Source organism: Mesorhizobium sp. WSM4871, assembly GCF_055811295.1.
On the sequence record NZ_JBVVPU010000030.1, the window covers coordinates 1 to 26968 of the forward strand.

A 26968-nucleotide genomic window follows, 5' to 3' on the forward strand; every position below is an offset into this window, starting at 1 on the left:
GCGATGAGAGTGGTCCCGACTCCGCGATCGAATAGGGCGGGGAAGGCTCGGACGTAGCTGCGCACCTCAGACTCAAGACGATTGAAAACCGCGAGGCCTGCATCCTTTTCAGGTGCGAATTGCTTGTTCATAGGGGGTGAACTCCTCAGTCTGCAAACGCTCCCAGCCTTCAGCATAAATCGAGTCGCCCACATTGGTTTGGGCGAACTTGCCGGCTGGCCTTCATCTTTGACGGCTACCATCCAGAAGACAGTCATCACTGGGCCAACCACTGTCGGAACATAATCGCCTAGAATTCCCGCTACTTGGGTTAAAGTTCTAAGAAATCTCTGCAACAACCGTGATTCCCGCACGACGCGGGGAAAATGTGGACAAATTCCTAGCCGATGCTGGACCTGGCGGTTGACGACGCCAGTAATACTTGTTTTGTTCTCCTGACCGTCACAAACCGGCCCCTAAATGCCGAACCGTAAAGCCGCATCCAGACTCACCGGACCGTGCTTTGCCGAAGCCATGGGTCCGAGCCACCGATTAACCGTTGTAGGGTCTGCGTCGCCTTCGTCCAAGTCATGCCGGATGAACGCAAGGCGAGCGCCGTTGCCTGAGGCCGCCATAGCTTACCGTCCCAAGCTAGGCATTCGGGTCGAGCGCATCATGACCGACCACGGCTCCTGGTACCCGCCTGCGCCTGCGCTCGAGATGTCGGATTGTCGACACACACATCGGACATGAGAAGCCTCGCTATAGGGCTATCGTTTGTTTTGAATGATATTTCTTACTTGGCACAACAAATGCTGAAATATTCTCAGGGATGCACTGAGGAGAAACCATCCAATGATCACGCTCGCCGAATATGCGGTCGCCAGCGCCAAAATGAACTTTCCGACTTCGACCCACGACTTTGTGTCTGTCTGTGGCATTCTTCAGGTTGCTCGGACACGACCACCAGGGATCCCGGCCCGACTCTAAAAATTCTCGCCGATTTACTGCTATCTTTGGCTGGAGGAAGTAGTGGACTGGGCACCGCTGTCGCGCGGCAGCTACGCGTCTTGCATCGCGACTTGGGTCTGCGGCTGTGAGCTTTGTGGCCAACGGATTCAATCTCCCAGAGGTCAAGTGCGGCATTCACTGGCTCTACACTGCCCGCATCTTTGTCACGGTGAGGCCTGGAGCAAGGCGTCTCTTGAGCTAGTGCAGCGCTTGTCCAAATGACCCAGATGGAGCGAAACAGCTATCCCTACTCCATAGATGCGGCAGAAGTTGAACCATTGCCTCAGCCTAACCTCCAGTGCCCTGGAGCCTACTCTCAGAACGGAGCCGCTTATGGAGATTCGTCTCGCAGGAAGTGCCGACCGCGATCGATGGCGGTCCCTTTGGAAGGCATACTGCGCCGACCAGCGTGTCGATATGTCAGAACAAGCGACAGAGACGATCTGGCGGCGGATTGAGCGTCCAGACGACCCAACGAACGCGATAATTGCTGTCCGGACAAGTGGCGTCGCGTCAGGTTTCGCCAACTTTATCGTGCACCCCTACACCTTCAGCGACCGGCTACTTTGTTTTCTCGCCGATCTCTATGTCGATGATTCTTCGCTGCGACAGGGGGTCGGCCAAGCCATGCTAGCGCATCTGGCCTCCTATGGTTGCCAGCAAGGCTGGCTGAGGATTTATTGGAATACGGACAGGTCCAATACGCGCGCGCGGGCGCTCTATGATAAGATTGCTCACTTGAGTCCGTATCTCACCTACCACCTTGACCTGTAGAGTCACGGTGACGAGCCCGAGCGCTATGATCGGAGCTTGAACCTGATGCCGCTCCATCACAGTTGAGACTAAACAACAGGTCGTGCTGAGCTGGAGGTACGGGTGCGGTGGTCCAGGAACGAATCCGGCGCCTCTTGCGAGCGGAACGAATGCATGACGTCGTCCGAGATGCCGCATTGCTACGACGCACGCCGATCCGACCTATGAGGATGGCGTGACCCGCTTTTGTGTCGCCAACAAGCCGGATGCAGTGCCGGTCACATCAGCCCACGCGCGCAGCAACGCGACGCCGCATTATGGCCTGCAGCTTGCACGACATGGGCCTGAAGGCGTCGGTCAACCACATCGGCGCGACGGACTGAAAGTCCACAAGCGTAAGATCGCGTATCGCGCTGTGGCCAAAGAACTCGGCTATGAGCTGGTCGAGCCGAAGGCCGTCCTCACCGCCTAACTCGATAAGAGTTTGCCTCCTGTCGCCCACCGGCTAATTTTTTTCCTGGCGATGTTTGCCGGAGGTGTCTTGCGCTCGCTTCGTCAATCTCTCATCCCGATCGTGAACAGTCAGTGCCGGAGAAAATAAGGTGCCGAGAGCTCGGGCTTACGGGCCGAGCTTGTGGGTCGCTCGATAAAAAGCATGTTTTTGGGCGGAAGCTGTCCTGCATGCAATTTTAGCACACGTTCACCCAGCTCCTTGTCGACTTCCGTGAGACGATGGTTGAGGCGAAGGTAATCGGTCCACGTCGGCGTGCGGAATGTCTCTATCCATTGCATAGGCTCCTGAAGATTGCGCTGGAGCATCCAATGCCGAGCGCCGACGCGGGTGTGCACATGCCGGCGCGCGCGCATGAGGTCTAGGAATGCTTCGAGATTTTCCTCCGGTATTTGGTACTCGACTTTGATCACGATGGGACCGCTTCTTGGCTTGAGATTGAGGGCGACCGCCGGTGCGTCGAATTCCTCCAAGGGGTCGGGCTCGGATTCGCGGCGCTCGCGAAGCGGAAAAAGCACGCCGGTCGCGGCAACGACCAGCAGGGCTCCGGCGGAGCCCTCCAGTGCCCAAACCAGAGAATAGTTCTGGGTCACCGTGCCCCACACCCAGCTTCCCGCGGCTATGCCGCCATCTACGAGTGCGTAATAAATCGAGATGGTACGCCCGACGACCCATCGCGGGCTCGCCAGCTGCACGCTCACACCAACCCCGGACCAGGCAGTGACCCAGCCCGCGCCCCCCAAAGCCAGTGCAATCGCGGCGACCGTAATCGACGAGGTCAGCGCTAGGGTAAGAGAGCACGCCGCGCATGCGACGCAGGCGAGCCTCATTAGACGTTCCTGCGACAAACTCCGTCTAAACAATCCATTGGAGATGCCCGCGATGACGGCGCCTATTCCGAAGCCTGCCATGAGCGTGCCATAGGCGAGTGGTCCTCCGCCCAACCGATCGCGTACAACAAGCGGCAGCAGCGCGAGAATGGCAATGCTCGCGAGACCAAAGAGAGTTCCGCGAGCGATCGCCGTCTTGATCTCCGATGACATCGCCGTGAAGCGCAGCCCGTCATAGATCGCCGTCCTCATCGACTCACGCGGAAGAGGCGAAGAGCGAACCTTCCATTTGCACCGCCAAATGGTGCCCAAAGGTACCGCATAGCTGAGCGTGGTTACGGCGAATGCCGCTATGAGCCCGAACGAGGCAACAACGATGCCGCCGAGCGCTGGGCCCACGGTCCGCACAGTGTTGAAGCCCACAGAGAGGAGGGTGACAGCGGCGGGAACTTCGCGACGATCCACCATGTCGCCGACCGAAGCCTGCCATGCGGGATCGTGAAGGGCGCCTCCGCATGCGATCAAGAAGCTGAAGCCGAGGATCATCCACGGGTCGACCAAGCCCAGCACCACACAAGCCGTCAGCATTGCAGATGCTATTACCATTAGGCACCGGCCGGCGAACATGACTCTGCGACGGCTGAAATTGTCGGCGAGAGCCCCGGCGAAGACGGACAAGATGAAGGCAGGTAGGTTCGATGAGGCCTGGACTAGCGCAACCATCAAATCGGAGGTCGAAATCGTTGCCATTAGCCAGCTGATGGCAACAGTTTGCATCAACCAACCGAGGCTCGAAACTTGCGTGGCAAGCCAGATCGACCGAAATGTTGAATTCGTGAGCGGCGCAAATGTCGCTGGCGGAAATGGATCTGAATCTGCGCCCGCCGCCTTGCTCATTAAATCCTGACTCTTGCATATGTTCCAGTTTGCTGCGTCGCTCTGGAACCAGAACTGCAGCCCTTTTCAAACCAGTTGAAGGCCCGCGGACTGCTAAATGCATAGACGCCCGGCAGGAGATTTGGCTCACTGCCGGGCCGGTACGCCTTGGGAGATGGCGCAGTTCCGAATTTATGCAACGTCGTGAATTACCGCATTGAGCCAAGGGACGTGCCCATCAGCCGCCAAATGATGCTAGCGCATTGAACGAGCCGATTCTGGCTAATAACCCGATATAGACGCAGGAGATCGGCGTTGCGCCCACTGTTGTGCATAAAATCGGCAGGTCGGCAGCAAGGCAGATCCGCACAGCTCTTTTGAGAGTCCGCACGGCGTGCTCGGGCCACCCCTATGGATATCTCACCCGGCTGATCCTGCCGCGCTTACGAGGCCTTTCCCATCAGCCATTCAGATTTGAGGATATGGGGTGCTCCCCAGCGATCAACGTCGAAGCGCTCCGCAGTGAAACATGAGCAGTAGAGCGGGTACGCGGCGGCTCGACGCTTTTTTTGCGGCTTTCGGCTGCGGGTCGGCAAGGATGTGGTGTGGTAATGCTCGCCATCGCCGCAAAGGTCGCGTTCAGTGTCGGCTCAAACTTCGGCCACGCCACCCTTCAGGTTGTCGCACAGCCGGTGGCCGGGCGAAGGATCTGAGCGCCGCACTTCGTGGCCAGCAATCCAATCGGTAAACTTTGGCCGGAGAGCCGGCAAGAACGAAGTTCAGATTTGAAGCGCGCCCAGCACCGCGACCAATCTGCACCGGGAAAATGGCGCCGCACAGAGGATCGACCATTCGAACCGGATGCCCGGCATAGCCGGTCTGCATCACCGCGCCAGCCGCACGCCGAATTGCTGTATGTCGCACTGGTCCGGCTTCGTCCTGCCCGCCCCTTGTCGCAGGGTTAGAGGCATGAGGCCGTGCGCTCCGCGATCTGATGATGTGTGGCGAACCAAACGTCACCCTTTGCTTTAGCTCTTCGAATTAATTCTTCTATGATCCAGATCCTTGAGCGATATCCAATGACGTGTGGATGCAGAGTCAACTGGAATAACTCGGCATCTTGATAGGCCCCTTCGAACTCCTGAATAAATACAGACAGCACGTCATTGACTGATAAATCTGGCCGTGAAGACCCATCGGGACTCATCCAAAGATAAGTCGCATCGTCTCGAATCCATTCGACCGGTATTTCAATCACTCCTGTGGGTTCCTCGTCTTCCAGCAGCTCATAGCAACTATCATCGGCCATAAGGGATGAGTCGTATGTCAAGCCCATTTCACGTATGATCTGTAGAGTTGCGTCAGAAAAATCCCAGGAAGGAGTTCGAATTCCCGTCGGGCGTTTGGAAGTGATTTTTTCAAGTGCGTCGGCACTCCTCATCATTAAAGAGCGCTCGCTCTCTGCGCTCAGTTCCGAGTTCAGCTCGTGTATCCAGCCGTGCATGCCAATTTCATGGCCTTCATCGACAACTGCGCGTTGTTCGTCTGGATACAACTGAGCGATCACAGCGGGAACGAAAAAGCTCGCCGGAACGTCGTACTTTCTCAAGAGTTCCAAAGCCCGAGGCATCCCTCGTCGGCTCCCGTACTGTCCCCAGGATAATCTGCTTAGCGATCGCCCTCCCCTGCGCAATTCGTTCGACTCATGATCGACGTCGAACGAGATAGCGAAGGCACAGCGTTTGCCGCCGGGCCACATTGGTCTTAGTGCCTTGCCCGCTCTGACTTTGTTGACGCGCCGCCGCCACTGGCTTTCAGGCCATTCCCAGGGATTGAGTGCGGTCGCATTGGGCACCAGTTCCTCCTGAGCAGTATCTGCATTGAATTCTGCGGAAAACTCAATGAGCCGAACGCCGCACCAGCGCAGTTGGCAGCCGCGCAAGCTGATCAGGCCGTCGCTAGGTTGCGCCTTGATTTACGCCAAGAGGGTCCGACGCATTCAGATTTTCTCACTCTCGCGAACAAGCTCATCCATAACCGAGCGCACGGCGCTTTCTGCGATTGCAACAATCTCCTCCGCCTCAGCTTTGGTTGTAACCAGCGGCGGAGCAAAGCCCAAAATGTCCCCGTGCGGCATAGCCCGAGCGATAAGACCACGGTCACGGGCGGCCTTCGAGATTCGCGCACCGACCTTGAGCGCCGGATCGAAACGCTTACGATTGTCGCGATCGGCAACGAACTCGATTGCGCCCATGAGTCCGACACCGCGCACTTCGCCGACGATCGGCAACTGCGCGAACTTCTCCTGCAGTTGCGCCTGGAAAAAGGCTCCGACGTCACGCGCGTTTCCGGGGAGGTCTTCTTTCTCGACAATGTCGAGGACCGCGTTGGCCGCGGCGGCGCCGATCGGATGACCAGAGTAGGTGTAGCCGTGCGAGAATGCGCCGACCTTGTCGGCCCCATCCTCCAGGACTTTATACACCTTCTCACCGACGATTGCCGCTGAAAGCGGGAAGTAGGCCGACGTCAAACCTTTAGCGATCGTGATGAGGTCTGGCTCGATGCCATAGTGCTGTGAGCCGAACATGGAGCCGGTGCGGCCGAACCCAGTGATTACTTCATCGGCAATGAGCAGCACATCATGTTTTTTGAGTACCGTCTGTATCGCTTCCCAATAACCTTCCGGCGGAGGCGTGATACCACCTGTGCCGAGGACGGGCTCGCCAATGAATGCGCCGACGTTGTCCGGGCCGAGCCGCTCGATCAGCTGATCAAGCTCGGCGGCGCGGCGAGCGGAGAATTCCCGCTCGGTCTCGCCCGGGGTTGCGCCCCAGTAATGATGTGGAACACCCGTGTGAACAATCTGCGGAAGTGGCAGGTCCATGTGGTCGTGATAAAAGCTCATGCCCGTCATCGAGCCCGACACGACGCTGCAGCCGTGATAGCCGCGTTCACGGGAGATGATCTTCTTTTTGGTCGGCTTGCCGCGGAGATTGTTATAATACCAGACGAGCTTGGCCTGGGTCTCGTTGGCGTCCGAGCCGGACATGCCATAGAAGACCTTGCTCATCTTCCCAGGCGCCATCTTGACAAGGCGATCAGAGAGAATCGCAAGCTCGTCGGTCGTGTGCGCCGCATAGGAATGGTAATACGCCAAGCGATATGCCTGACGCGAGATCGCATCGGCCACTTCCGTGCGGCCATACCCGACATTGACGCAGTAGAGGCCGGCAAAGCCATCGATAAATTGGTTGCCACGCGCGTCCTGGATGCGGATCCCCTTCCCTGTCTCCACGATCGTTGGGTCGCCGAGCTTGCCAGTGGCGAAATCCTTAAGCTGCGTGAAAGGATGCAAGACCGAATTGCGGTCCTTTTCGGTGATCTCTTTAATGTTGATGGTCATTGGATGCTTCCTTTCAGGCGGCGATGTTGCCTATGCAGAGGTATTTGGGTTCGAGATATTCGATAAGACCGTGCCTTGAGCCCTCGCGACCAAGGCCGGATTGTTTCCAGCCGCCGAACGGAATGCCCGGCCCCGTAAATTTTGGAGTATTCACTGCAACCATGCCATATTCGAGCCGGTCGGAGAGCCGCATGGCTCGGTTGAGATCTTGGGTATAGACGTAGGCCGCAAGTCCCATCTCGGAATTGTTGGCTCGCGCGACCACCTCCCGTTCGTCGTCGAAGGGCAGGATGGCCGCGACAGGTCCAAACGTTTCGTCCTTCGCAATCGCCATGTCATCGGTCACGTCAGCAAGCACGGCCGGCGTGACGAAGTTCCCGCCAAGCGAATTGTGCTGTGCGCCTGCTGCCATTCGAGCCCCTGCTGCTAGAGCCTCAGAAACCTGGTGCCTGCATTTGTCAGCACCAGACGCCTTTGTCATCGGACCGATGTCGACACCTGACTCCAATCCGTGTCCGACCTTAAGTTTGCTGGTGGCCTCGGCAAATTTTTCCGTAAAATGCTCGTAAATCTCTCGCTGCACATAAATTCGGTTTGCCGCGAGACAGTCTTGACCGGATGTCGCGAACTTGGCTGCCATGCAACCGGCGACCGCAGCGTCGATCGGCGCATCGCCGAAAAGGATGAAAGGAGCATTGCCGCCAAGTTCGAGCGAGACTTTCTTCACAGTCTTCGCGGATTGCTCGAGAAGGATCCGGCCGACCTCGGTCGAGCCCGTAAAAGAGAACGCACGCACGTGGGTGTGCAACAACAGCCGTTTGGCAAGTGGCGGAGCTTCGCCCGTGATCACCTGAAACACGCCGGGCGGAATGCCAGCATCCTCTGCAAGGCGGGCGAGCGCGAGGGCCGACAGTGGCGTTTCGGGTGCCGGCTTTACAATCATCGTGCAGCCAGCGGCCAACGCGGCTCCAGCCTTTCTGGTGATCATTGCCGCTGGGAAGTTCCAGGGCGTAATGGCGACCGTCACCCCGATCGGCTGCAAATGTACGGCCAGCCTGCTTGCGGCGAGATGGCTGGGAATCGTTTCGCCGTAAGCCCGCTCCCCTTCCCCTGCAAACCAATCTAAAAAGCCGGCAGCGTATGAAACTTCGCCGCGGGCTTCAGCAATTGGTTTTCCCTGCTCGGCCGTTATGATGACAGCCAGGTCTTCGGCGCTCTCCCGCATGCCTGCCGCCCATTTCCGCAGATATGCACCACGCTGTAACGGAAGCATCTCGCGCCAGTTGAGGAACGCTGCTCTTGCGCAATGGACCGCGTCGTCAACGTCGGCGTCTGCGCACGCCGCAACTTGAGCGATCTCGTCACCGCTGGCAGGATCAAACACGGCATGAGTATCTGACTTGGAGAGCCAGGCGCCGTTCAGATACGCATCACCACGCAAAAGTTCTGGCCGTTTGAGCCTGCGTAATGCCGTGATTGACGTGCCCCTCATCTAAAGACTCCAATGGTATGCTGATGCCTTAGGTTATTGCTGCCACAGCGCCGATCGGCAGCGCAGTTGATGCCCCTTTAGCTGCATTCCTGCAAACAGCAGCCAATTCGCGTAGAATTGGACACGGCTCACAACTTCACTTGCCAGGAGGCTTAACGACCGCGAGCGAAGTTCGCCGAACGTCGCGCTCGGCGTTGGCAGCGCGAAAAGTAGTTGGTTGCAGCGCCGTTCGCGAGCTCCCGATCTGGCCTCGCGGCATTAGGTTCTCGACTGACACCGATCAGGCGCACTGACGCAGGCGCAACCGCCTCGAATCTTAGACGGAACCCGCCGCAAGGCTACTTTCGTCCGGCACTGTGCAGGGTGACCGCTTCAGACACGATGGCATCGCGGACGACTTCATTCGGAAGGAAGGTCTTGGGGTACCCCGAAATTGAGGTCCCCGCGACAACCCAGACATTCACTTGGTTAAATCGCACGAAACAGCAGAAGAGGATGAAGTGGGCCCGGGGGAAAAGGCGAGCTTCGTGCCGAGCCACCTATCGGGAACCGGCGGAGCACACTCGCCTTCCCAACAGCGCGCAGGGTTGGCAAGAGCCCGCTTCAGGCGCGCGCAAACTCGTCCTCAATGTCCCTCAAAAGCTTAGTCCCGCATTGGTAGAATGGGGCAACTTTCACGCCGCGCTCGCGTCAAAGGTGCCTCAAATTTCGGGCTTCAGATCTTACCCTCCGCTGTTGCAGAGAGCTCATGTGCTAAGCGAGATTCTGCTGTCCGAGAGGTTGGGCATGCCTCACCCTCAGACAGCGCCGTCCTCAGGCTAGATCCGTTGATCCGCTCGCCGCAGGAACAAATTTCAACAGCTCCGAACGGACCCAGTGAGATCGCAAAACGATTTGGGTCACATCCAAATCACCTAGTCCACGACGATCAAGCGGCGATCAACATCTGCCAATCGCTCACCGCCCTTGTCGGCTACAATAAATGATTCAGAGATGGCGGCGCCGAACCCTTCGAGCCTAACCCCCGACTGAAAATGGAAGCACATTCCTGGTTGTAGGATGGTCTTGTCGCTCGCGCGAATACTAACCGTGCGTTCGCCCCATTCCGGCGGGAAGTTGAGCCCGATTGAATAGCCGGAGCGCCCTATCTTGATATACCCGTTCCGCTTGAGGATATCTTGCCACACGGCATTAAGCTCCTCAACGACCGTACCAGGCTTTGCCATCTCGAGCACAGCATCCCCGCCTTCCACTATAACCTCAGCAAGACGCGAGACCTCTGGGGGTGGCTTTCCGATGTGAACGGTGCGGCACAGCGGCGCACAGTAGCGGCGTCGGGTGGCGCCGAACTCCATGAGAACCAGGCCAGAGCTCGGCAAGGGCTCGTCGGTCCAACTGAGGTGCGGCGCGTTCGTCTGTTCGCTAGTTTGGATAAGAGGAGGACCGCTGGAGTCGCCATATTTACCGTCCACCCCTCGTGTCTGGGCACGGTACACCTCCGCGACGACCTCATGTTGCGGCACGCCCGGCCTTAGGTTAGCGATTGCCGTCTGCATCGTATGAGTTGCAAGGTGGCCCGCTTCTCTCATGTACACCAGTTCAAGGTCAGATTTTATCAGCCGTGCCCAATTGACCAGTTCTCGGCTGTCAGAAAACTTGGCATTCGGAAGGCCTTTGACGAGATGTTGATGTGCCCGGGCAGTATAGAAGTGGGCGTTAAGCTCGACACCGATTCGATCAGATCCCCAGCCGCGCGAACTGATAAGCTCGCAAAGATCATCAAATGGATGCAATTCTGGATGTTGAAGTCGATGATCGGAAAATGAGCTTATATTTTCTCTAGGCAAATCCGTCGTTAAATAAGCGGAATTTACATCGACGAAACGCCCGAACCAGAGCGGCATGTCCGACTGGAGATGCACTAAGACCACCTGAGGCACGTAGAACGAGTAGCCGTCAAAGCCGGTGAGCCAATACATATTCGCGGGATCCTGGCAGATCAGCAAGTCCAGCCCGGCTCGCTCCATCCGCTGCTTCACGTCATGAACACGACGCCGAAACTCCTCGGGCGGAAATGGCTTCTCATATTTCATCTCGTCGAGTCCTTCAAAACAGGCATTCCTCGTACGGATCAGGCATTCGTCCTGTCCGCCTAGTTTCTCTTCGTATCACGTCATAAGACGCTGTTTTCCCCGAGGATTTCGTCTTGTCGCGGAAAATCTGCATTTAGTAGGCACTTGCCGCACGTTATCCGCACATGAGCGCCAAATTTTCGGTGGCTCGTAAGCGCCTTACCGATCCCCAATGCGTTGGGACTTGACGCTTTCCGGAAGTTCCAGGGCATGAGCTCTTCGACGCGGCTCTGAGGGTGGCCGTTGAGAATGGCCTGCAGGGTTTCGGCGATATAGGCGACGGGGTTGACGTCGCTGAGTTTGCAGGTCGCCACGACGGATGCCAGCAGCGCCCAATTTTCGGCCCCGACCTCATGCCCCGCAAAGAGTGCGTTTTTTCTCGTTAGAGCCACCGGCCTGATGGCGTTTTCGAACGGGTTGGTGTCCAGTTCGAGGCGGCCGTCCTCAAGGAATCTGGTCAGGCCGTCCCAATGGCTCAGCGCATAGCGGATATCGGTTGCGAGGGTGGAGCCGGAGGAGATCATCGACAGCTGCTTCTCGAACCAGGGCTTCAGGGCCGCGATGATCGGCCCCGAGTGTTCTGTGCGCGAGTCGAGCCGGACCTGCGGCGGTGCGCCACGCACCGTCGCCTCGATGGCGTAGAGCGCGGCGATCTGACGGACGGCCGCCTCGGCGATCGGGGATTTCGTGTTTCTGAACTGCTTGACGAAGCGCCGGCGCAGATGACTCCAGCAGTGGACGAGCGTCCACGGCCCTTCGGCGCGCTGGATGCCGGTCAGCCGCTCATAACCATCATAGCCGTCGCATTGCAGGAACTGCCCTTTGAAGCCTTGCAGGAACTGTTCGGCAAATGCGCCGCTGCGCCCAGGCGCATATGCGCGTGCCGCGGCTGGGGAGGCGGCTCTTCGACCAACAGCGCCGCAAAGCCGGGTGCTGCGGTGCGCGCCACCTCCGCTAACTGGACACCGGGCATCAGGCTCTCCGCTACAATCCGCGCCTTCTCCGCGTCTGTGCGCCGCCGCCGACCCGTCGGACCTTCGATCATATCCAGCCGACCTGCATAGCCAGCGCTTGAGACGTCCAATTGGACGCCCACTTTGTCGTCTCTTTCCATGCACACACCTCCGTCCAAATCGGAGGGTTTCTTCGCATGACCAGGCCAAGCTCGGCAGGGTTGAAACGGAGGGGATCAGCTAAGCGCTTACGGTGGCTCTGCGTCTCCGGTGGAAGATCATGCCCTCCTTACAGTGAAGACGCACACTGCCTGTCACAACAGAATTTCATGCAGGGGCGGCGAGATCTACGTGGGAAGCGCCGACGAGACCAGCGAAGATCGGGACGTTGCGGCCGCCAGGCTCATGCAGCATCCGGGGCGTCCGCGGCCCGATGGACAGGGTATGAGCACCCCCCATCAGGCCGGCTACTCCTAATATGTGAGCATGATCCTCTGGTACAATTCAGCAGCCTTGGTCAGTTGATCGATTTCAACGAACTCGTTGTTCGTATGCGCTTGGGCAGTACGCCCAGGTCCGATAATCACACACGGGATCCCAGCCAATGACAGCTGATTTGCATCCGAGCCGCCGGTGGCCCCCTTCTGCTCTCCGGTCCCCGCGACGTGGGCACAAGCCGCTCCTGCGACTGCTGCAATTTTGCTCGATTCGGAGCTAATTGGAGGCGGGTCTTCCAATGCGGGAAGCAATGACCGAACGTTGATCTTGTCTTCACCCTGGCGCAGGCCTTCCAATATGCTTTCTACCTCCGCCAAGGCGTCCTGCGGCTGCTCCCCGGGTATAAGACGCCGATCGACCCAGATACGGCACACCGGCGGTACAGTGGTAAGTTCCAGACCTCCCTCGATAAGACTCACGGTCAGCTGTGAGGACCCTACCAATGGGTGCTGCGCTCGAGACACAAGGGATCGATGGTGCTCATCAAGTGCCAATACCACCTTGGCCATGCCCGTGATCGCGTTTACTCCAAGATGAGGCTTCGACGTGTGAGCAGGCACACCCTGAACCTCGATTTGCCAGCGGACGGACCCCATATGAGCTACGACAAGCTCTAATTCGGTGGGTTCACCGACCACCGCACCCTCATAAGTGACACCGGAATCAGCAATAGCGCGGGCGCCCAGTTTGCGGTACTCTTCGTCAATGCTGGCTGCCACGACCACCGTGGCCCTGGGTTGTCGTTCACCAAGTGAGCTAAGGGCGATCAACATAGCTGCCAGCGATCCTTTTGTGTCGCAGCTACCTCGCCCATAGATTCGTCCGTCCCGTTGCTCACCCGAGAATGGATCTGATTCCCACCTATCGATAGGAACGGTATCCATATGAGCAATGAATAGAATACGCCTGTCGGGTTCTTTCCCAGGTACCCAAGTCAAGAAATTCGAGCGACCATCGGCCACCTCCTGAATCCCATAAGCTAGGTTTCGTTCCTTGCAAAAGCCCTCGAGGAACTTGGCTACACCTTGCTCTCCACTACCTTGTGGTGACAACGAGGGGTTGATGCTCTCGATCTTTATGAGGTCTTGGAGAAGTCCGATAGTCTCGGCGCTCTGGGTCGGCATGTACTCTCCTGTGTGCGATAAACTAGCCGTGTCGCTCTTACTTCGACCAACTCTTGGCTAGATTGATCACGCGATCGACTTCATCGGTGGTGTTGTAAAGATGCAGGGAGAACCGAAGCATGCCTCTGCGTATTGAGACGACTACCCGGTTCTTCGTGAAATGCTCGTGAAGCGACCGAATGCGGGCGTCGACTGGGCGTCCTTCAACAAGATCGCTGGAATTGCCAACGGCTACGATGCTTCCAGTGTGAGCGCCTGGTGCCCCCCCGCAGACCGGAAGCCCGATATCCAAGAGACCCGTGGCCATACGTTTTGCGAGTGAGGTAACGCTCCGGTCGATCGACTCGGTTCCAATATCAAGTAGCTGGCCCATTGATGCATATGCAGCCAACATGCCGGGGAAGTTGTAATGCCCGATATCGAAGCGGGGCGCGCCAGAGCGCAACTTTACAGAACTAGGTACCGGAGCTGATTCTGGCGCGTTTCCGAAATCTACGCTGAAGCGCGCAAGATAGGCCGGGCTCAGCCGATCGGCCCATTCTTTGCGGCAATATAAAAAACCCGATCCATAAAGACCCATCAAACCCTTCACAGTGGACACTGCCAAACCATCCACGCCAAGTCGATTGACGTCGGTGTGGAGTATCCCAACAGATTGCGTCGCGTCCGCCAAAAGAAATGCACCGTAGCGCCTACAGGCTTCGGATATTTGCTCCATGACGGTCCGAAATCCCGGAACCATCGTCACCGTCGCCAAAGCAACAACGCGGGTATGAGAATCAATCGACTTTACGAATGCTTCAGGAGGAATTGAACCGTTATCCGGCTCTACGACTCGCAACTCGACATTGTAGCGGTCCCTGATCTGAATCCATGGCAAGATATTATTTGCGTGTTCCAATTTAGGGCATAGAACGACGTTGTCTCCATCTCTCCAATCGATCGCATTAGCGATGATGTTGATGCCTTCCGATGCATTCTTGGTAATTGCAATTTCATCGTGATCTGAATTGATAAATTGTGCGAACCTAGCGCGAGTACGCTCGACGTGTTCGAGCATTCTTTCTTCGTCGTTTAGGCCATGCAGCCGATTGTTCAAATGAGGCTCGATTGAAGCCAATGTTGTACTTGATATGAGGCCCTGGTTCGCGACATCCATGTAGATGGCGTTTGCTGTGGCTGGAAACTCCTTTCGGAGGATGTCCAAGGGAAGCATATGGCTTTCTCTCCTGGGAGTGCGGACGTCGGTTGAGCTACCTTGTTCAGGCGATCGTTCAGGCAAGGGCAAGAATGCCGCCGGAAAGGTCTGCGCTGACCTGCCCAGTTTACACGGTGCTCGTGCCGACTTCGGTCTAACATTCGGTTCCCCACGCCGCATTCCTGCGCGAATCCGCGATTCACGCAGAGATCGCGAGCCAAATCCCACTCGGATCACTGAAGCGCCTCAACGAAATGCAGCTGCAACAATTGCCTCACGACATCGGAATGTGAGGTAATTCTTAGACCCGCGGTTACGGCTTCTCACCAGTGCTTGGAGCGGCGATAGCCTGATTGAGCCGACCTTCTCCTCCAACGCCCGCCACCCATGCGGATCATAGTTCATTCGCGGCCGGCGCTCGAGGGCCGGAAGGCATCCGAAAGCCGGAGCCGGTCCATAGCCTGACTCTCATGGTTTCCGATTATGCTGCAACGCAATACCTAAGCGATGTCCCTCCCGACGCGCTTGCCTCGAACTGATGCGAACGTGCTGCAACCATGTTTTCTGCACCTGAGCAACGAAATCGCTAGTATCTTTTCGACCGGGGATCGCCCCCCACCCGACGAATCTGCCGTTCTTGCGCCGGCCAGCAACTGCTCACCAGCGACGCCCATCGATTCAGCGGCACCCCTCAGATAGTTATACTATGCCGATATTGTGCGCAGATGGCGATAGAAACGCCGATTTTCTGCGACTGGGACCGATGTTAAGCGCCGAGAGGGCGTTTGGCACTTGCTACATTTTGGACGTACGGACTGGCGGCCTTGGCATTGGCCGATATCATCAATGAGCAGAGATTGTGAATGGATCTGGATCGAATTGACCGGAAGATTCTCAACGTCGTGCAGCGCAACAATCGCCTTACGACAGAGGAATTGGGCGAGCTTGCCGGACTATCGGCTACCGCTTGTCAGCGGAGGTTAAAGCGACTTCGAGACGCTGGCGTGATTGAAGCGGACGTTGCGATAGTTTCACCGGAAGCCGTCGGTCGGCCCCTGCTCCTGCTGGTATCCATCACTCTCGAGCGCGATCGCGCAGATATCATCGATCGTTTCAAGCAGGCAATTCGGCGGACGCCTGAGATCATGAACGCGTACTACGTTACGGGTGAAGCGGATTTTATTATTACGGTCTCTGCTCAGGACATGGCCGAGTACGAAGCGTTTACCCGTCGTTTTTTTTACGAACATCTTGAAGTAAAGGGGTTCAAGACAATCGTCGTAATGGATCGGATCAAGGCGTCGTTTGCTCTGCCAATTGCTGAAGTGTAGCCTTCCCAAGAGCCCGCCCAGGCAACCACCACGCGCATTCCGTGGGTCGCAGTTGTCCCACACTTCTGACTGTCGGCTGTCCTATTTCGAATGGTCCCGCATATATACCAGGGAACCTCCTCTCAGCCAGCAGGTGTTATGCGCCAAACACCAAAAAACGATGATATCCTGCGGGGCCAAGGCGCCCTTCGCGCAACCAAGCTCTTTGGCACTTGCTACATTCTGAACGGAGCGGAATTCAGGATTGTCGGTCCCCGGCTAATTGGAGCGCGCGTTCAGTCGGCGGAATAGCTGGGTGGCAACGTAGAGGATGTTGTGCTCCGGCAGCGCGGAAAAGGGTCTCCCGGCTCTTGCAAGGACAAAGCGTGAAATTCGCCTGCAAACGGCAAAGAAAGGAAAGTCCCGTGGCAATTCTCAATAGCGTCGCAGAGTTTCTCCCCGAGATAGTGGCTTGGCGCCGGGACATCCACGCACATCCCGAACTGGGTTTCGACATCCCACGCACTTCGGCCTTTGTCGCCGAGCGCCTGCGCGAATTCGGCTGCGACGAGGTCGCGACCGGCATCGGCAAAACCGGCGTCGTTGGCGTCATCAAGGGCAACAGGGTCGTGAACGACGGTAACCTAAAGGTCATCGGATTGCGCGCTGACATGGACGCGCTGCCGATCAACGAAGCGACCGATCTGCCCTATGCGTCCAAGAACAAGGGCTTGATGCATGCGTGTGGTCATGACGGCCACACCGCAATGCTGTTGGGCGCGGCGCGCTATCTTGCCGATACTCGGAATTTTGCTGGAACGGCAGTCATGATCTTCCAACCTGCCGAGGAGATCGGTACCGGCGCCATCGCCATGCTAGAGGACGGTTTGATGGAGCGCTTCGGTATCGAGCACATCTATGGAATGCACAATCGTCCCGGCTTGCCGGTTGGTGTGTTCGGCATCCGACAAGGTCCGGTTATGGCGGCAACCGATAGTATTGAGGTTAGAATTGAAGGGCGCGGTGGGCATCCTGGAAGGCCCCATGAATGCATCGACCCCATCCTGGTGGGCGCTCAGCTTGTGGCGGCCCTGCAGCAAATCCTGGCTCAGAACATTGACCCTGTCGACTCGGCAGGAATTTCGTTCCACCAGTTTCAGTCCGGGCAGAGACTGGTCCCCGTCATTCCGCAAACAGCGGAGTTGGTGGGAACCATGCGGACGCTAAAGCCGGAGGTGCGTAAGTTCGTGAAGGATCGGGTGGGTGAAGTGGTCGCCGGCATCGCCCAGATCACCGGTGCCAAGATAGATCTTACCTTCCAGAGCTTCGATGCAATTCTCTTCAACCAGCCCCTGCAGACCGACCTTGCTAGAAGCGCGGCCAAAGGCGTGGCCGGTGAAAACAACGTACTCGAGACGCCACCGGTAATGGGGGGGAAGATTTCTCCTTCCTGGCGCAGGCGCGGCAGGGTGCTTTCGTTTGGTGCGGGAACGGCGACAGCGCCGGCTTGCATCACCCTGCCTACAATTTCAACGACGAGGCGATTCCTTATGGAACATCGTACTGGATCAAGCTCGTAGAGAACACGTTGGCAGCTTGAGATATGACCGACCCCGTCCGACGTCTTGATGATCGGACTGACAATTTCATCCTTCAATCCAGCATAACAAATCGGGGAAGGTCGCAGAACGACGAACAACTGCCGCCCTGTGCCAGGATTGACTTTAGCGGACATCGTGAAATGAAAAGTCGTTTATCCGTGCCAACATCTCTTGAGGGTCTGTCGGCGTGCGAATGCCTGGAGCTGTACCGAACGCGGCAGCTCTCGCCTGTTGAAGTCGTCGATGACTGTCTCAGCCGTATCGACGCCAACAACCCGACGCTGAACGCATTTTGCCTCATCGACCACGAAGGGGCCAGGTCTGTTGCCCGGGCTTCGGAGGGTCGATGGATGAAAGGGGAGCCAGCCGGAGTACTTGATGGCATTCCGGCTACCATCAAAGACCTCACCTTGACACGAGGCTGGCCGACAAGACGTGGCTCATTGTCCGGCAGCACCGAGGGGCCCTGGACAGACGACGCGCCTGTTCCAGCCCGTATCCGTGAGGCCGGTGGCGTTATCCTGGGCAAGACAACCACTCCAGAATTTGGCTGGAAAGGGGTAACAGACAGCCCGGTCTACGGGATCACCCGGAATCCCTGGAATCCTGATCTGACACCAGGCGGGTCGTCGGGAGGGGCGGCAGTTGCGGCTGCGCTCAACCTTGGCTTTCTTCATCAGGGTAGCGACGGCGGGGGATCAATCCGGATACCGGCGAGCTTCACGGGAACCTTCGGCTTCAAGCCAACCTTCGGCATTGTTCCGCAATGGCCAGCTAGCGCCATGACAACGCTGTCTCATTTGGGGCCGATGACCCGCACCGTTGCGGATGCGACCCTGATGATGAATGTGATTGCACGAAAGGACGCTCGCGATGGCTATGCGGGTCCGGCGTACCCAGGTTTCGACCCCGATCCAGCAAAGACCACTCTCAGGGGCCTGCGGGTCGGCTACAGTCGAAATCTCGGCTATGTGAAAGTGGCGCGAGACATCCAGAATGTTACCGACAATGCGATCGATCAGCTTCGGGCTCTTGGGGCCGAGGTGGCCGAAGTCAATCCGGGATTTGCGGACCCGGTGGAGGTGTTTTCTACATTTTGGTTCGCTGGCGCCGCCCGTATTGTGTCACGAATGAACAAACAGCAAAGACAATTACTAGATCCTGGCTTTCTGGAAGGTGCCGAACGCGGGCTGAAGACCACGCTTGCCGAATTTCAGGACGCTGAGGCGCTGCGGTTCGAGCTTTCCGCTCTCATGGCGAAGTTTCACGAAAATTACGATGTCTTGGTCACACCGACCATGCCTATCGCGCCGTTCCCAGTCGGACGAAATGTGCCAGATGACAGTTACACAGGATGGGTGGACTGGACACCCTTCACGTACCCATTCAACCTAACTCAGCAACCAGCAGCGTCGATTCCATCGGGCCTGGATGATCAAGGGCTGCCCGTCGGGCTACAACTGGTCGGTGCGCGCTATTCCGACACCACCGTCCTAGCCGCGGCATATGCGATCGAAAGACGCCTGGGGCTTCCTTCTTTGGCGAGGAACAACTTTACTCCCGCCGTCCCTTAACACTCTTAGTCGTGAGCGGGGTGGCGAGAGCACCCAGACGCGTGGGGGCTTGAAAAGCCCTGCCGCAGGCTTCTCAAAATTGCGAAGCCTACCAGCCCATAGTTTACAACTCCCGGAGAAGCCGGCCGACGACGCCGCGATCGTGGAGATCGCCGCGTTGGCCGCCACCGCTTAGCAACTACTAACGTGTCTTGCGGCGTTCAGACCACTGGATACTGCGGCGAACTTCAACCCTGACGAGTTGCCTAGTCATCAAAGGCAGCGCTGCACAACGTTTTCCAACAGCTTCGATATATTGTTATTAAAGTTGTTTATCGGCAGGCTCCCGCAAAACAGGATCGAACCTGCGGAGAAGACAAAATTTCCTTGTGGCTTTGGCACGAAGCAAAGATCCGCCCGAATCTCCGAAGCCTGCCAGGCCGGCATATTCACTTCCGCTCCCCAGTTCACCTTTTCCGGAACGATGTTGTAATCGCCAACAAACTTCTCGGATGCCGCCAAAACCACGGCTCCGGCGGGCGTGCCTAGGGCTGGGTCGACAATATCGACTTCGAACCCAGCGGCCCCACCGCCGGACAGTCCAAAATTACCGAGAATTTCATCATCGATCCCGTCAAACAACCATGCAAAGCTAGGATCATAAGAGGCTTCGGTGCGACGGTAGTAAGAGCCAGTGAACGGCCCGTGAGCCGACATTCCTACGCCGACAAGCCGCTGCGGGGGTCTATCGTTCTTGAGCCAGAGGCCGCCGTATTGGCCATCGAAAGCATGAAAATTCTCGCCCGATTCTGCCTCCCAGGCCCTAGCGCCTGTCTCGCCACGCCGAATTTCTATGGCTGCACGAAATACCTCGCTGGTAGCTATTCGCCAATAGAACCCGTTGCCCCCAAGGTAGCCCAAGTTGCCGCCACCGGCAACGAAATCTCCAATCGCATCCAAGGTGCGAGCCGTATGATATTCCGGGTGCGTTACTGTCAGCAGCAACTGATACCCTTCAAGGGCCTTGCTACCCTCTGCGTCAAGGTCATGATCTGTGACAACATCAACAGAAACATCCTTTGCTGCGCACCACGCCATCAGATGCATGTCGGCGGGGAAGATACGCAATCCAGACCCCCGCGCGTCGGGGTATGCGAAGTAGCCGGGCCGCATGGTTAGCTGTGGCCGCAACATAGAACTGAACTGGATCCCGCCGCCATCCGGATGCAAATCATACAGCGAGCGACCGAACTCCGGATGTTCCTCCGGGTGGTGCGGATAAGCACCCCAGGCATGGCGCCTTTCGATATACGTGGCGTCGAAGTTGCCGCGGGGATGGTTCGCGTAGGCGAGATAGGTGAATGTGGAGAAAAGCACTGCAACCTGTGCTTTTGGTGCGTCTTGAGCTGGGCGAACAAAGAAAGGGATGATGTCCTCAGCGTTCTCGCATCTCAAGCGGATACCGTACACTCCGCTTGGAAGGTCTCGGGGTATATCGAAGCAGAAATCCGTCTCCCACCCACAGTCGTAAAGGTCGTCCTCGTGGAAATGAATTGCTGCATACTCATCAAGCGCGTGCCTCCAGCACATCTCTTGGCCGGACCATCGCGAGCCACGTACGGCTCTTGCCGGCAGATTGTGGAGGAGGCCGTCTAGTCGCAACGGACCTTTATCGCGTATGTGTGATGTCGGAATGTCGATCCCGAAATCCCAGAAGGCAAGGATGTCTCCTTCCGGCACATCACTGTCCACGAGACGTTCGACAAGCTGCGCCCCGCGCAACAACATCGGGGCTTCAAGCCGCCCGTTGAAAAACGATGTGAACGCTAGTGGATCTCCAGCCTGCGGTTTGGCCGCCAGCACTAGTTTCGAGAATCCCCCCGCCCCCTTTCGTCCTCGGCTCCGGACCTCAAAAGATCGGGAACCAGTCTCGACAGAGTATCCTGCAAGATGCATACCGTCTCTTAGGATGGCCAGCCGCAACTCATACCATCGGCCGTTTTCGAACGAGAAGGAAACAGCGCTTTTCTCGCCAAACGCCTCCAGCTCCAGGCCGTTCTTCCGAAGAAGTATTGAGGCCATTCCCTCTGATGGATCAATGAACGAAAACAACACTTGGGGCGTCGTGCGCAGTAGACGCGGTTGGAACCTGATCGAAAACGTAGCACCCGCGTCGATATCGATACTGCCAAGGGGAACGATGCCGTAGGAACCGGGACGCGATACCTTCGCTACTGATCGGTAGGAGCCTTCGAAAGCCGATGAGACCGGCCGAACATCAATGCCTGGCCCCTCCGGATTGGGATCCGCTGAGAATATGCGAACGAGATCAGCGGCGTAGTCGCTGGAAAAACTGCTGGACACTTTCACTTCGATATCTTCGCCTGCACGGGCAGAAAGGCGGTTTGTGTAGCCGATCAGCATGCCCCATTCTCCTTCGAGTGATCTCGCTTTGCTCGTTGTCCGTCACGTAAGCGCAACCTTGGCCAGATCTAACGGGTCACGTCCGGAAGGAACCGCCTCCTTCCGTTGTGCTCGTCAACCGTGGCAAGTGGTAGAGTGGCTACCTAACACGCACTTGATCCCGTGACATGGTCAGCCAGCTTCTGGTGGCATCGCCATCACATCTTTTCGGGCGGTTGCGCGGCAACATGGTAATTGGTCAACTCCTTTCAGCCATATTGGTCGCCTGCTCTGGGCTTTGCGCCCCGCCGAGCGCACGCCGCAGCTTCTGTGCTACAGTCAAGCCGCTCTCGATGGCGCCATCGACGTACCCGTACCATCCACTTGCATAGTCGGTTCCTGCAAGGTACACGCCCCCTTCCGGGTTAACGAGCTCCCGGTGGTATTTAGTCAGCTGACCGGGACGAGCGATCGTCCAGGTCTGACCGGAGAATGGGTCGCCCGTCCAGTTGTGTCCCAGGGTTCCAGCGACGATGGCATCCGGGAGCCATTGGCGCACCGCAGCTTGGACCTGCGTCAGATCGTTCATATCGAACCGCGCAGCGTCCGGCCCGAGCACTTGGGCGATAACGCCGCCATCGATGCGAGTGCGAGTTTCCATCCACGTTAGCGGGTGCTCAGATGAGGCCAACGCCACAAACGGCTCATATTCGCCGACCAGTTGAAGGAAAAACATGGATCCCTGCGTTGCCTGACGCTCGGCTATCATTGCCCGCTTGGCTTCGCTGAGGGGGGGGACGAAGTTGATTCCCGATAATGCGTTGACCGGAGCCGTCACAACGACAGCCTTGGCGGCCCACTCGGCGCCGCTCGCGGTATGAATCCGAACACCTCCGTCGGTCCGTTCGATCCGTTCCACCGCGGTATTCAATAGCACTTCGGCACGCGAGTCCGCGAGGATTGCTTCGACTACGGCCTGAAGCCCTCCTCTGACACGGAAGCGGATGATGTCTCCCACGCTGAACCCACCCGCGCTTGCTAACCGGCGTAGGGCTTGGGTGTAGGCGCCCCGTTCCACGGGGGCACTGAACGCGGCAGTGAAGGCGGCTTCGAGGATCGCGCGCTCGTCCTCAGGCATCCCCAAATGGGCAAGACCCTCCGGCATCGATAGACTGTCGGCCTGCTCCACTTCCGATTCGCGAAAGAACGGGTCGTAAGGGCGTTCAAACACAGCCCTGGCCACCGGCGAAATACGCTCGAGGCCGCGACCGATCCGGTCATCCATCTCCTCGGGAGACATCCGCTCCAAGCGGTTCCCGTTGAGAAACAGAGACTTCGCAAAGCCCTGCCCCTCATCATGCAGGTCGAAGATCTCGAATCCATACCGCGTCAACTCTGCCCAGATGTGCGGCTGCGACCAGTGAACCAGTTGGCCGCCGACTTCGAAGGAGCGCCCCCAGGCCTGGCGCGACCAAACCCTGCCGCCAATCCGATCACGGCCTTCCAAAACCACGACATTATGTTCGCTGTTGCTGAGCTCGCGCGCTGCCACGGCGCCGGCAAATCCGGCGCCTACGACGACGACATCACAGTTTTTCGACGCCATCCGTGTCCTCCAGCTTTGTAGGCCTCATTGAACGCTTGCGAGTAAAGCGATCTGCTGCAATCTAGATTGATACAGGATGATGTTGGCGACCTTTCGGCCCTTCGTTCGCGTAAAACCTGCAATTATGGGCCGCAAAACGCTTAAAGTGCGCATTGGGATTCGGTGCGTTCAGTTGGCACAGTTAGATACCGGTCGGGCAGCGGTCGAGCCGGGATGGGGCCCGACATCGGAATCTGTAAGAGATGTCGGCCTGCGGGACCGAGCCAAGCAACCCTGAACCGCTTGGTGCTCGAATATGCGCGATTCCAAATTGGACAGCCGTGGGTATGTCTGGTGCAAGGCGGGCATGGCCTTCAACTCACACCTTGTTCACGATCTGATCGCCTCTCTCCCCCGGCCGAAAGGAACGCATTCTGCGGGACCGCCAAATTTACAGCTCGCTCCTTTTCGCTCCTTGAACGCGGAAAGACAGCAGCCAAGATGAGCGCTGAACAGCAACAAACAGCGGCCGACTTCCGCGAGCTGCGTGAGGCGCATCCCGGCGTCATCGAGCTCGCCCATCACGAATGTCCGCCTGGGGTGGTCGCGGAAGCCGACTTCGCCGGCTCGACGGCGGCGATGTCAGACTATGTCGCGCGGCGTAAGCCGGCGCATGTGGTACTGATGACGTAGTATTCAATGAACGACAACATCGCGGTCGAGCATCCAGACGTGGATTCGTGCGCCCCAGCAATCTGTGCTCCGCACATGGAGCGCCTCACATCCGCTCGGCGCTAGGACTGGCGCGTCGGCAGACGTGTAGAATGACGTTCACCGCCCTCATTTGCGCTGCATCTAAACCGTGAGGTAGCCGCCATCAATCGGCAGAGTTACCTCGTTGATGAAGCTCGCCGCTTTCGACGCCAGGAACACCACCGGCTCAGCAATTTCACGAGGCTGTCCGAACCGTCCCATTGGGCAATGCCATTGCAGCCACTCATCCGTCTTACCGTCTCCCTTTCCACCCATTGCGGTGTCGATATAGCCCGGCGCCACTGCGTTGACACGTATGGAGTAGGGTGTAAGCTCTCGGCACATGATCTGCGTTAGCGACCGAACGCCGCCCTTCGATGCGGTGTAGCCGACATGAGCGAATCCGCTCGTGAACGCGACCACTGACGAGATATTGATGACAGTTTCCTTTGTCGACTTCAGTGCTGGAAGGAACGCACGGCTCATATCGAAGGCGCTCGTCAAATTGACGGCAATGCTTCTGTCCCAGATCTCGGGAACCAGCGCCGAGTATCAGTCGCCGAGCTCAGCAGTCTGTCCGTCACATTGTAGTTCTGGCAGAAAAGGACAGAACCACGCCGCGAGCCAAGCACCTACATCATGAAGCGCATTGCCGAACGGCTGTTGTCCAGACATGAGCTATGTTTTGGGATAGTCTCGACGGCCCTCCAAGCGGTCAAGCCACGGAGGCGAACGTCATCCGATAAAGGGTCGCGGCGTCATAGACGGGTAGTCCTGTCCTACGACGGATTGCTGACGTCACCATCGGGAACAATGTACATTCAAATAGGAGGGCGGCAATTCCCGGATGTGCGGCGCGAAGTCGCGCGACACAGGCTGCAACCTCCGACCCCATTTCAACAACACCAGCCGGCCAGGTGTCACCTTCAATGCCGCCGATCACTACTCTTGCCCGTGCGGATGAATCATCAATGCCCAGCAGCTCTTCGCCGCAATGTCTTGAGTCTGCGGCCACAACGGCGAGCATTGCGTCAGCCGGAAGCTGCCGGAGTAGCGTGGGCGCCAGTAGCAGGCTCGACATGGCCACAGGGACTTTGACAGACGCCGCCACTGCAGCCTGGTACCGGATACTGAACCCGCAGTCCCCGGTTATCGCGACAGCTCCGCGCTCGACCAACCGCCTGGCAGCTGCAATGTAGGCTTGCTCGAGAGAAGCATCGCCGGGAATGACCCTATCCGCCAAAGCCCCGGCCGCGGTCTCTATTATAATTGGGAAGTCGAAAGTTGCCGGGTTGAAGACCGACTCCGGTCGCGGTGGCGGAAATTCACCAGGCGCAAGCCCGATCTCCAGCCCAACAATTCCGAGGGCTCTTTGTTGCGTTGTCACGGAACCATCCTTGTTCTGGAAGCAGCTAACGTGGTGATTTTTGCAATTCTGCCATTACTTGGGCGATAGAGACGATGTCTGGTCACGCAAATTTAGCAGCGTCAAATCGGCATTTTTAGAGAAATATGCTTTCCAAGCGCAGTAAATCGGCGTTAATTTGGCACGTCCGCATGAAAGCCGTAAAACGGCTTCGTAACCGCGGAAGCACTTCTGCCAATGCAGTCGAAGTTCTGCACCCCTTTCCTACCACCTGTGGGGCATCGGGTTTGCATCGGCATCAGGCAATCGCCTTATGTCATTCCGATAGACCGTGAACGGCAGACGGAACGCACTATCAGATCTTCAAGACTGCAGCTGGCGGACAGGCACCGCTGTTTGCGGAACCCGGCCATCATCGGCTTGGGCCGGACAAATGCTAGAGCACGTCCTGTTTAATCCGGTTCATATCCTGCGGCTTTGAAGTAGTTGGCACATTCGGCTGGGGTGAAGAGGTCGACGACCGCGCCGACCGCGTCCCACAGAGCCTTGATGGTTCTCTCGGCCTTTGCTCGCAGCAGCGCCTTGAGTTTGGCGAAGGCGTTCTCAATCGGATTGAAGTCGGGACTGTAAGGCGGCAGGTAGAGCAGGCTCGCGCCCGCGGCGTCAATCGCGTCGCGCACGCCGGCGGCCTTGTGGGCGGGAAGGTTGTCCATGACGACTACGTCGCCCTCCGACAATGTCGGAACCAGCACCTGCTCAACATAGGCCAGGAGCATGTTGCCGCTCATGGCGCCGTCGTAGACGAAGGGCGCAGTCATGCCCGTCAGCCGCAGCGCTCTGGTGAAGGTCGTGGTCTTCCAGTGGCCATGCGGCACGCCGGCCCGGCAGCGCTCGCCGCGCGGCGCTCTTCCACGCAGGCGGGCCATCTTTGTGGAGAGGCCGGTCTCATCGATGAACACGAGCTTCGCCGGATCGAGATCGAGCTGGCCGTCGAACCAGTCCCGGCGCCGCTTCAGGATGTCGGGGCGATCCTGCTCCAGTGCGTGCGCGGACTTTTTTTGAATGTCCAGCCGTGGCCGCGAAGCCAGGCGCTCAAGGCGCTGCGGCTGATCCGCACCGACTGCTTGCGACGAGCCGCTCCACCATCTCGTTCAGCGTGATGTCCTTGCGCTCCTCGATCAGCCCGACGATGAAGGCTTCATGCGCATCGAGGCTGGAGGCGCGGCGGCGGCGATGCGGGCGTGGTGCCAGTTCGCCGATCTTCGCCCGCGCAATCCAGCGGATCGCGCTGGACACTCCCACGCCGAACCGCGCCGCCGCTTGCCGCGCCGACATGCCCTCGTCCGAAGCCTTCAAGACCCGCGACCGAAGATCCCCGCTCAATGCTCTTCCCATCGTCCACCTCCATCGAGGTGGATGTTGAATCAGCACAAAACGCAGCCCTCACATCACAATCGATTCATCGATCACAGGACGTGCTCTAGTTTGGAGCCATGAATGAATTCGGGCGGCAACCTCGATTTTGACTTCAACCTGGCCCCGAAAAAACCGCGCCGAGAACTATTCGTCCTGCTGTTCTTCTTTGAGAGCGGCCTTATGGTGAGCCCATCCGGGACGTGGGGCACCGGGAGCACGAA

At 57.8% G+C, this 26968-nt stretch carries 16 protein-coding genes and 3 pseudogenes; 6 read left to right on the forward strand and 13 right to left on the reverse strand.

The features are described from left to right. Positions 1–1323 precede the first annotated feature (1323 nt). Together AC0L2H_RS31720 and AC0L2H_RS31725 are read left to right on the forward strand one after the other, a co-directional pair. The gene (locus tag AC0L2H_RS31720) at positions 1324–1764 is read left to right on the forward strand and encodes a GNAT family N-acetyltransferase (RefSeq protein WP_167626461.1); all 441 of its coding nucleotides are present in this window, start codon (positions 1324–1326) and stop codon (positions 1762–1764) included. Between the two features lie 175 nt (positions 1765–1939). Beyond that, positions 1940–2215 carry a hypothetical protein gene (locus tag AC0L2H_RS31725; RefSeq protein WP_080643874.1) on the forward strand — a complete coding sequence of 92 codons (276 nt, stop codon included), beginning with the start codon at positions 1940–1942 and terminating at the stop codon, positions 2213–2215. 110 nt (positions 2216–2325) lie between these two features. On the opposite strand, the gene AC0L2H_RS31730 is transcribed toward AC0L2H_RS31725, so the two are convergent. From AC0L2H_RS31730 to AC0L2H_RS31765, 8 genes are all read right to left on the reverse strand, one after another. Next, positions 2326–3981, reverse strand: a complete 1656-nt coding sequence (locus AC0L2H_RS31730; protein ID WP_019863410.1) for an MFS transporter — start codon at positions 3979–3981, stop codon at positions 2326–2328. 940 nt (positions 3982–4921) lie between these two features. Continuing rightward, positions 4922–5815, reverse strand: coding sequence for a polysaccharide deacetylase family protein (locus tag AC0L2H_RS31735; protein WP_223217803.1), 894 nt, complete (start codon positions 5813–5815; stop codon positions 4922–4924). A 144-nt stretch (positions 5816–5959) separates the two neighbouring features. Beyond that, entirely contained in the window at positions 5960–7363 is a 1404-nt protein-coding gene (locus AC0L2H_RS31740) for an aspartate aminotransferase family protein (protein ID WP_019863407.1), read from the reverse strand. A gap of 13 nt (positions 7364–7376) precedes the next feature. Beyond that, entirely contained in the window at positions 7377–8855 is a 1479-nt protein-coding gene (locus AC0L2H_RS31745; RefSeq protein WP_019863406.1) for an NAD-dependent succinate-semialdehyde dehydrogenase, read from the reverse strand. 914 nt (positions 8856–9769) lie between these two features. Beyond that, a complete protein-coding gene (locus AC0L2H_RS31750; RefSeq protein ID WP_019863405.1) occupies positions 9770–10948 on the reverse strand; it encodes a M24 family metallopeptidase in 1179 nt (392 codons plus the stop codon). An 80-nt stretch (positions 10949–11028) separates the two neighbouring features. After that, positions 11029–12105: an IS66 family transposase gene (tnpC, locus tag AC0L2H_RS31755; RefSeq protein ID WP_223217804.1), complete on the reverse strand. Its 1077-nt coding sequence runs from the start codon at positions 12103–12105 to the stop codon at positions 11029–11031. 308 nt (positions 12106–12413) lie between these two features. Further along, positions 12414–13562, reverse strand: a complete 1149-nt coding sequence (locus AC0L2H_RS31760; RefSeq protein ID WP_019863402.1) for a M20 family metallopeptidase — start codon at positions 13560–13562, stop codon at positions 12414–12416. Positions 13563–13599: 37 nt separating this feature from the next. Continuing rightward, positions 13600–14778 (reverse strand): aminotransferase class V-fold PLP-dependent enzyme, encoded by a 1179-nt coding sequence (locus AC0L2H_RS31765; protein ID WP_020629152.1) that lies wholly within the window; start codon positions 14776–14778, stop codon positions 13600–13602. A gap of 845 nt (positions 14779–15623) precedes the next feature. On the opposite strand from AC0L2H_RS31765, the gene AC0L2H_RS31770 reads away from it, so the two are divergent. From AC0L2H_RS31770 to AC0L2H_RS31780, 3 genes and pseudogenes are all read left to right on the forward strand, one after another. Further along, positions 15624–16091: an Lrp/AsnC family transcriptional regulator gene (locus tag AC0L2H_RS31770; RefSeq protein ID WP_019863399.1), complete on the forward strand. Its 468-nt coding sequence runs from the start codon at positions 15624–15626 to the stop codon at positions 16089–16091. Between the two features lie 404 nt (positions 16092–16495). Further along, positions 16496–17670: pseudogene (locus AC0L2H_RS31775) on the forward strand (M20 aminoacylase family protein). Positions 17671–17673: 3 nt separating this feature from the next. Continuing rightward, positions 17674–19245, forward strand: coding sequence for an amidase (locus AC0L2H_RS31780; RefSeq protein ID WP_223217805.1), 1572 nt, complete (start codon positions 17674–17676; stop codon positions 19243–19245). 252 nt (positions 19246–19497) lie between these two features. On the opposite strand, the gene AC0L2H_RS31785 is transcribed toward AC0L2H_RS31780, so the two are convergent. Further along, positions 19498–21648: a N,N-dimethylformamidase beta subunit family domain-containing protein gene (locus tag AC0L2H_RS31785; protein WP_019863397.1), complete on the reverse strand. Its 2151-nt coding sequence runs from the start codon at positions 21646–21648 to the stop codon at positions 19498–19500. A gap of 238 nt (positions 21649–21886) precedes the next feature. Beyond that, positions 21887–23233 carry a flavin monoamine oxidase family protein gene (locus AC0L2H_RS31790; protein WP_019863396.1) on the reverse strand — a complete coding sequence of 449 codons (1347 nt, stop codon included), beginning with the start codon at positions 23231–23233 and terminating at the stop codon, positions 21887–21889. 501 nt (positions 23234–23734) lie between these two features. Here AC0L2H_RS31790 and nadA point away from each other — a divergent pair. Beyond that, positions 23735–24001: pseudogene (gene nadA / locus AC0L2H_RS31795) on the forward strand (quinolinate synthase NadA); the annotation flags it as partial. 66 nt (positions 24002–24067) lie between these two features. Here nadA and AC0L2H_RS31800 read toward each other — a convergent pair. From AC0L2H_RS31800 to AC0L2H_RS31810, 3 genes and pseudogenes are all read right to left on the reverse strand, one after another. Then, entirely contained in the window at positions 24068–24508 is a 441-nt protein-coding gene (locus AC0L2H_RS31800; RefSeq protein ID WP_196772426.1) for an SDR family NAD(P)-dependent oxidoreductase, read from the reverse strand. Between the two features lie 172 nt (positions 24509–24680). Then, on the reverse strand, positions 24681–25352 hold the full coding sequence (locus AC0L2H_RS31805; RefSeq protein ID WP_019863393.1) for an aspartate/glutamate racemase family protein: 672 nt from the start codon (positions 25350–25352) through the stop codon (positions 24681–24683). 431 nt (positions 25353–25783) lie between these two features. After that, positions 25784–26726: pseudogene (locus AC0L2H_RS31810) on the reverse strand (IS630 family transposase). Between the last annotated feature and the right edge of the window lie 242 nt (positions 26727–26968).

Excerpts from the sequence above, each read along its gene's own strand:
- AC0L2H_RS31720 (WP_167626461.1), top strand. The coding sequence starts at position 1,324 with ATGGAGATTCGTCTCGCAGGAAGTGCCGACCGCGATCGATGGCGGTCC.
- AC0L2H_RS31730 (WP_019863410.1), bottom strand. The coding sequence starts at position 3,981 with ATGAGCAAGGCGGCGGGCGCAGATTCAGATCCATTTCCGCCAGCGACA.
- AC0L2H_RS31740 (WP_019863407.1), bottom strand. The coding sequence starts at position 7,363 with ATGACCATCAACATTAAAGAGATCACCGAAAAGGACCGCAATTCGGTC.
- AC0L2H_RS31745 (WP_019863406.1), bottom strand. The coding sequence starts at position 8,855 with ATGAGGGGCACGTCAATCACGGCATTACGCAGGCTCAAACGGCCAGAA.
- AC0L2H_RS31750 (WP_019863405.1), bottom strand. The coding sequence starts at position 10,948 with ATGAAATATGAGAAGCCATTTCCGCCCGAGGAGTTTCGGCGTCGTGTT.
- AC0L2H_RS31760 (WP_019863402.1), bottom strand. The coding sequence starts at position 13,562 with ATGCCGACCCAGAGCGCCGAGACTATCGGACTTCTCCAAGACCTCATA.
- AC0L2H_RS31765 (WP_020629152.1), bottom strand. The coding sequence starts at position 14,778 with ATGCTTCCCTTGGACATCCTCCGAAAGGAGTTTCCAGCCACAGCAAAC.
- AC0L2H_RS31770 (WP_019863399.1), top strand. The coding sequence starts at position 15,624 with ATGGATCTGGATCGAATTGACCGGAAGATTCTCAACGTCGTGCAGCGC.
- AC0L2H_RS31780 (WP_223217805.1), top strand. The coding sequence starts at position 17,674 with ATGACCGACCCCGTCCGACGTCTTGATGATCGGACTGACAATTTCATC.
- AC0L2H_RS31785 (WP_019863397.1), bottom strand. The coding sequence starts at position 21,648 with ATGCTGATCGGCTACACAAACCGCCTTTCTGCCCGTGCAGGCGAAGAT.
- AC0L2H_RS31790 (WP_019863396.1), bottom strand. The coding sequence starts at position 23,233 with ATGGCGTCGAAAAACTGTGATGTCGTCGTCGTAGGCGCCGGATTTGCC.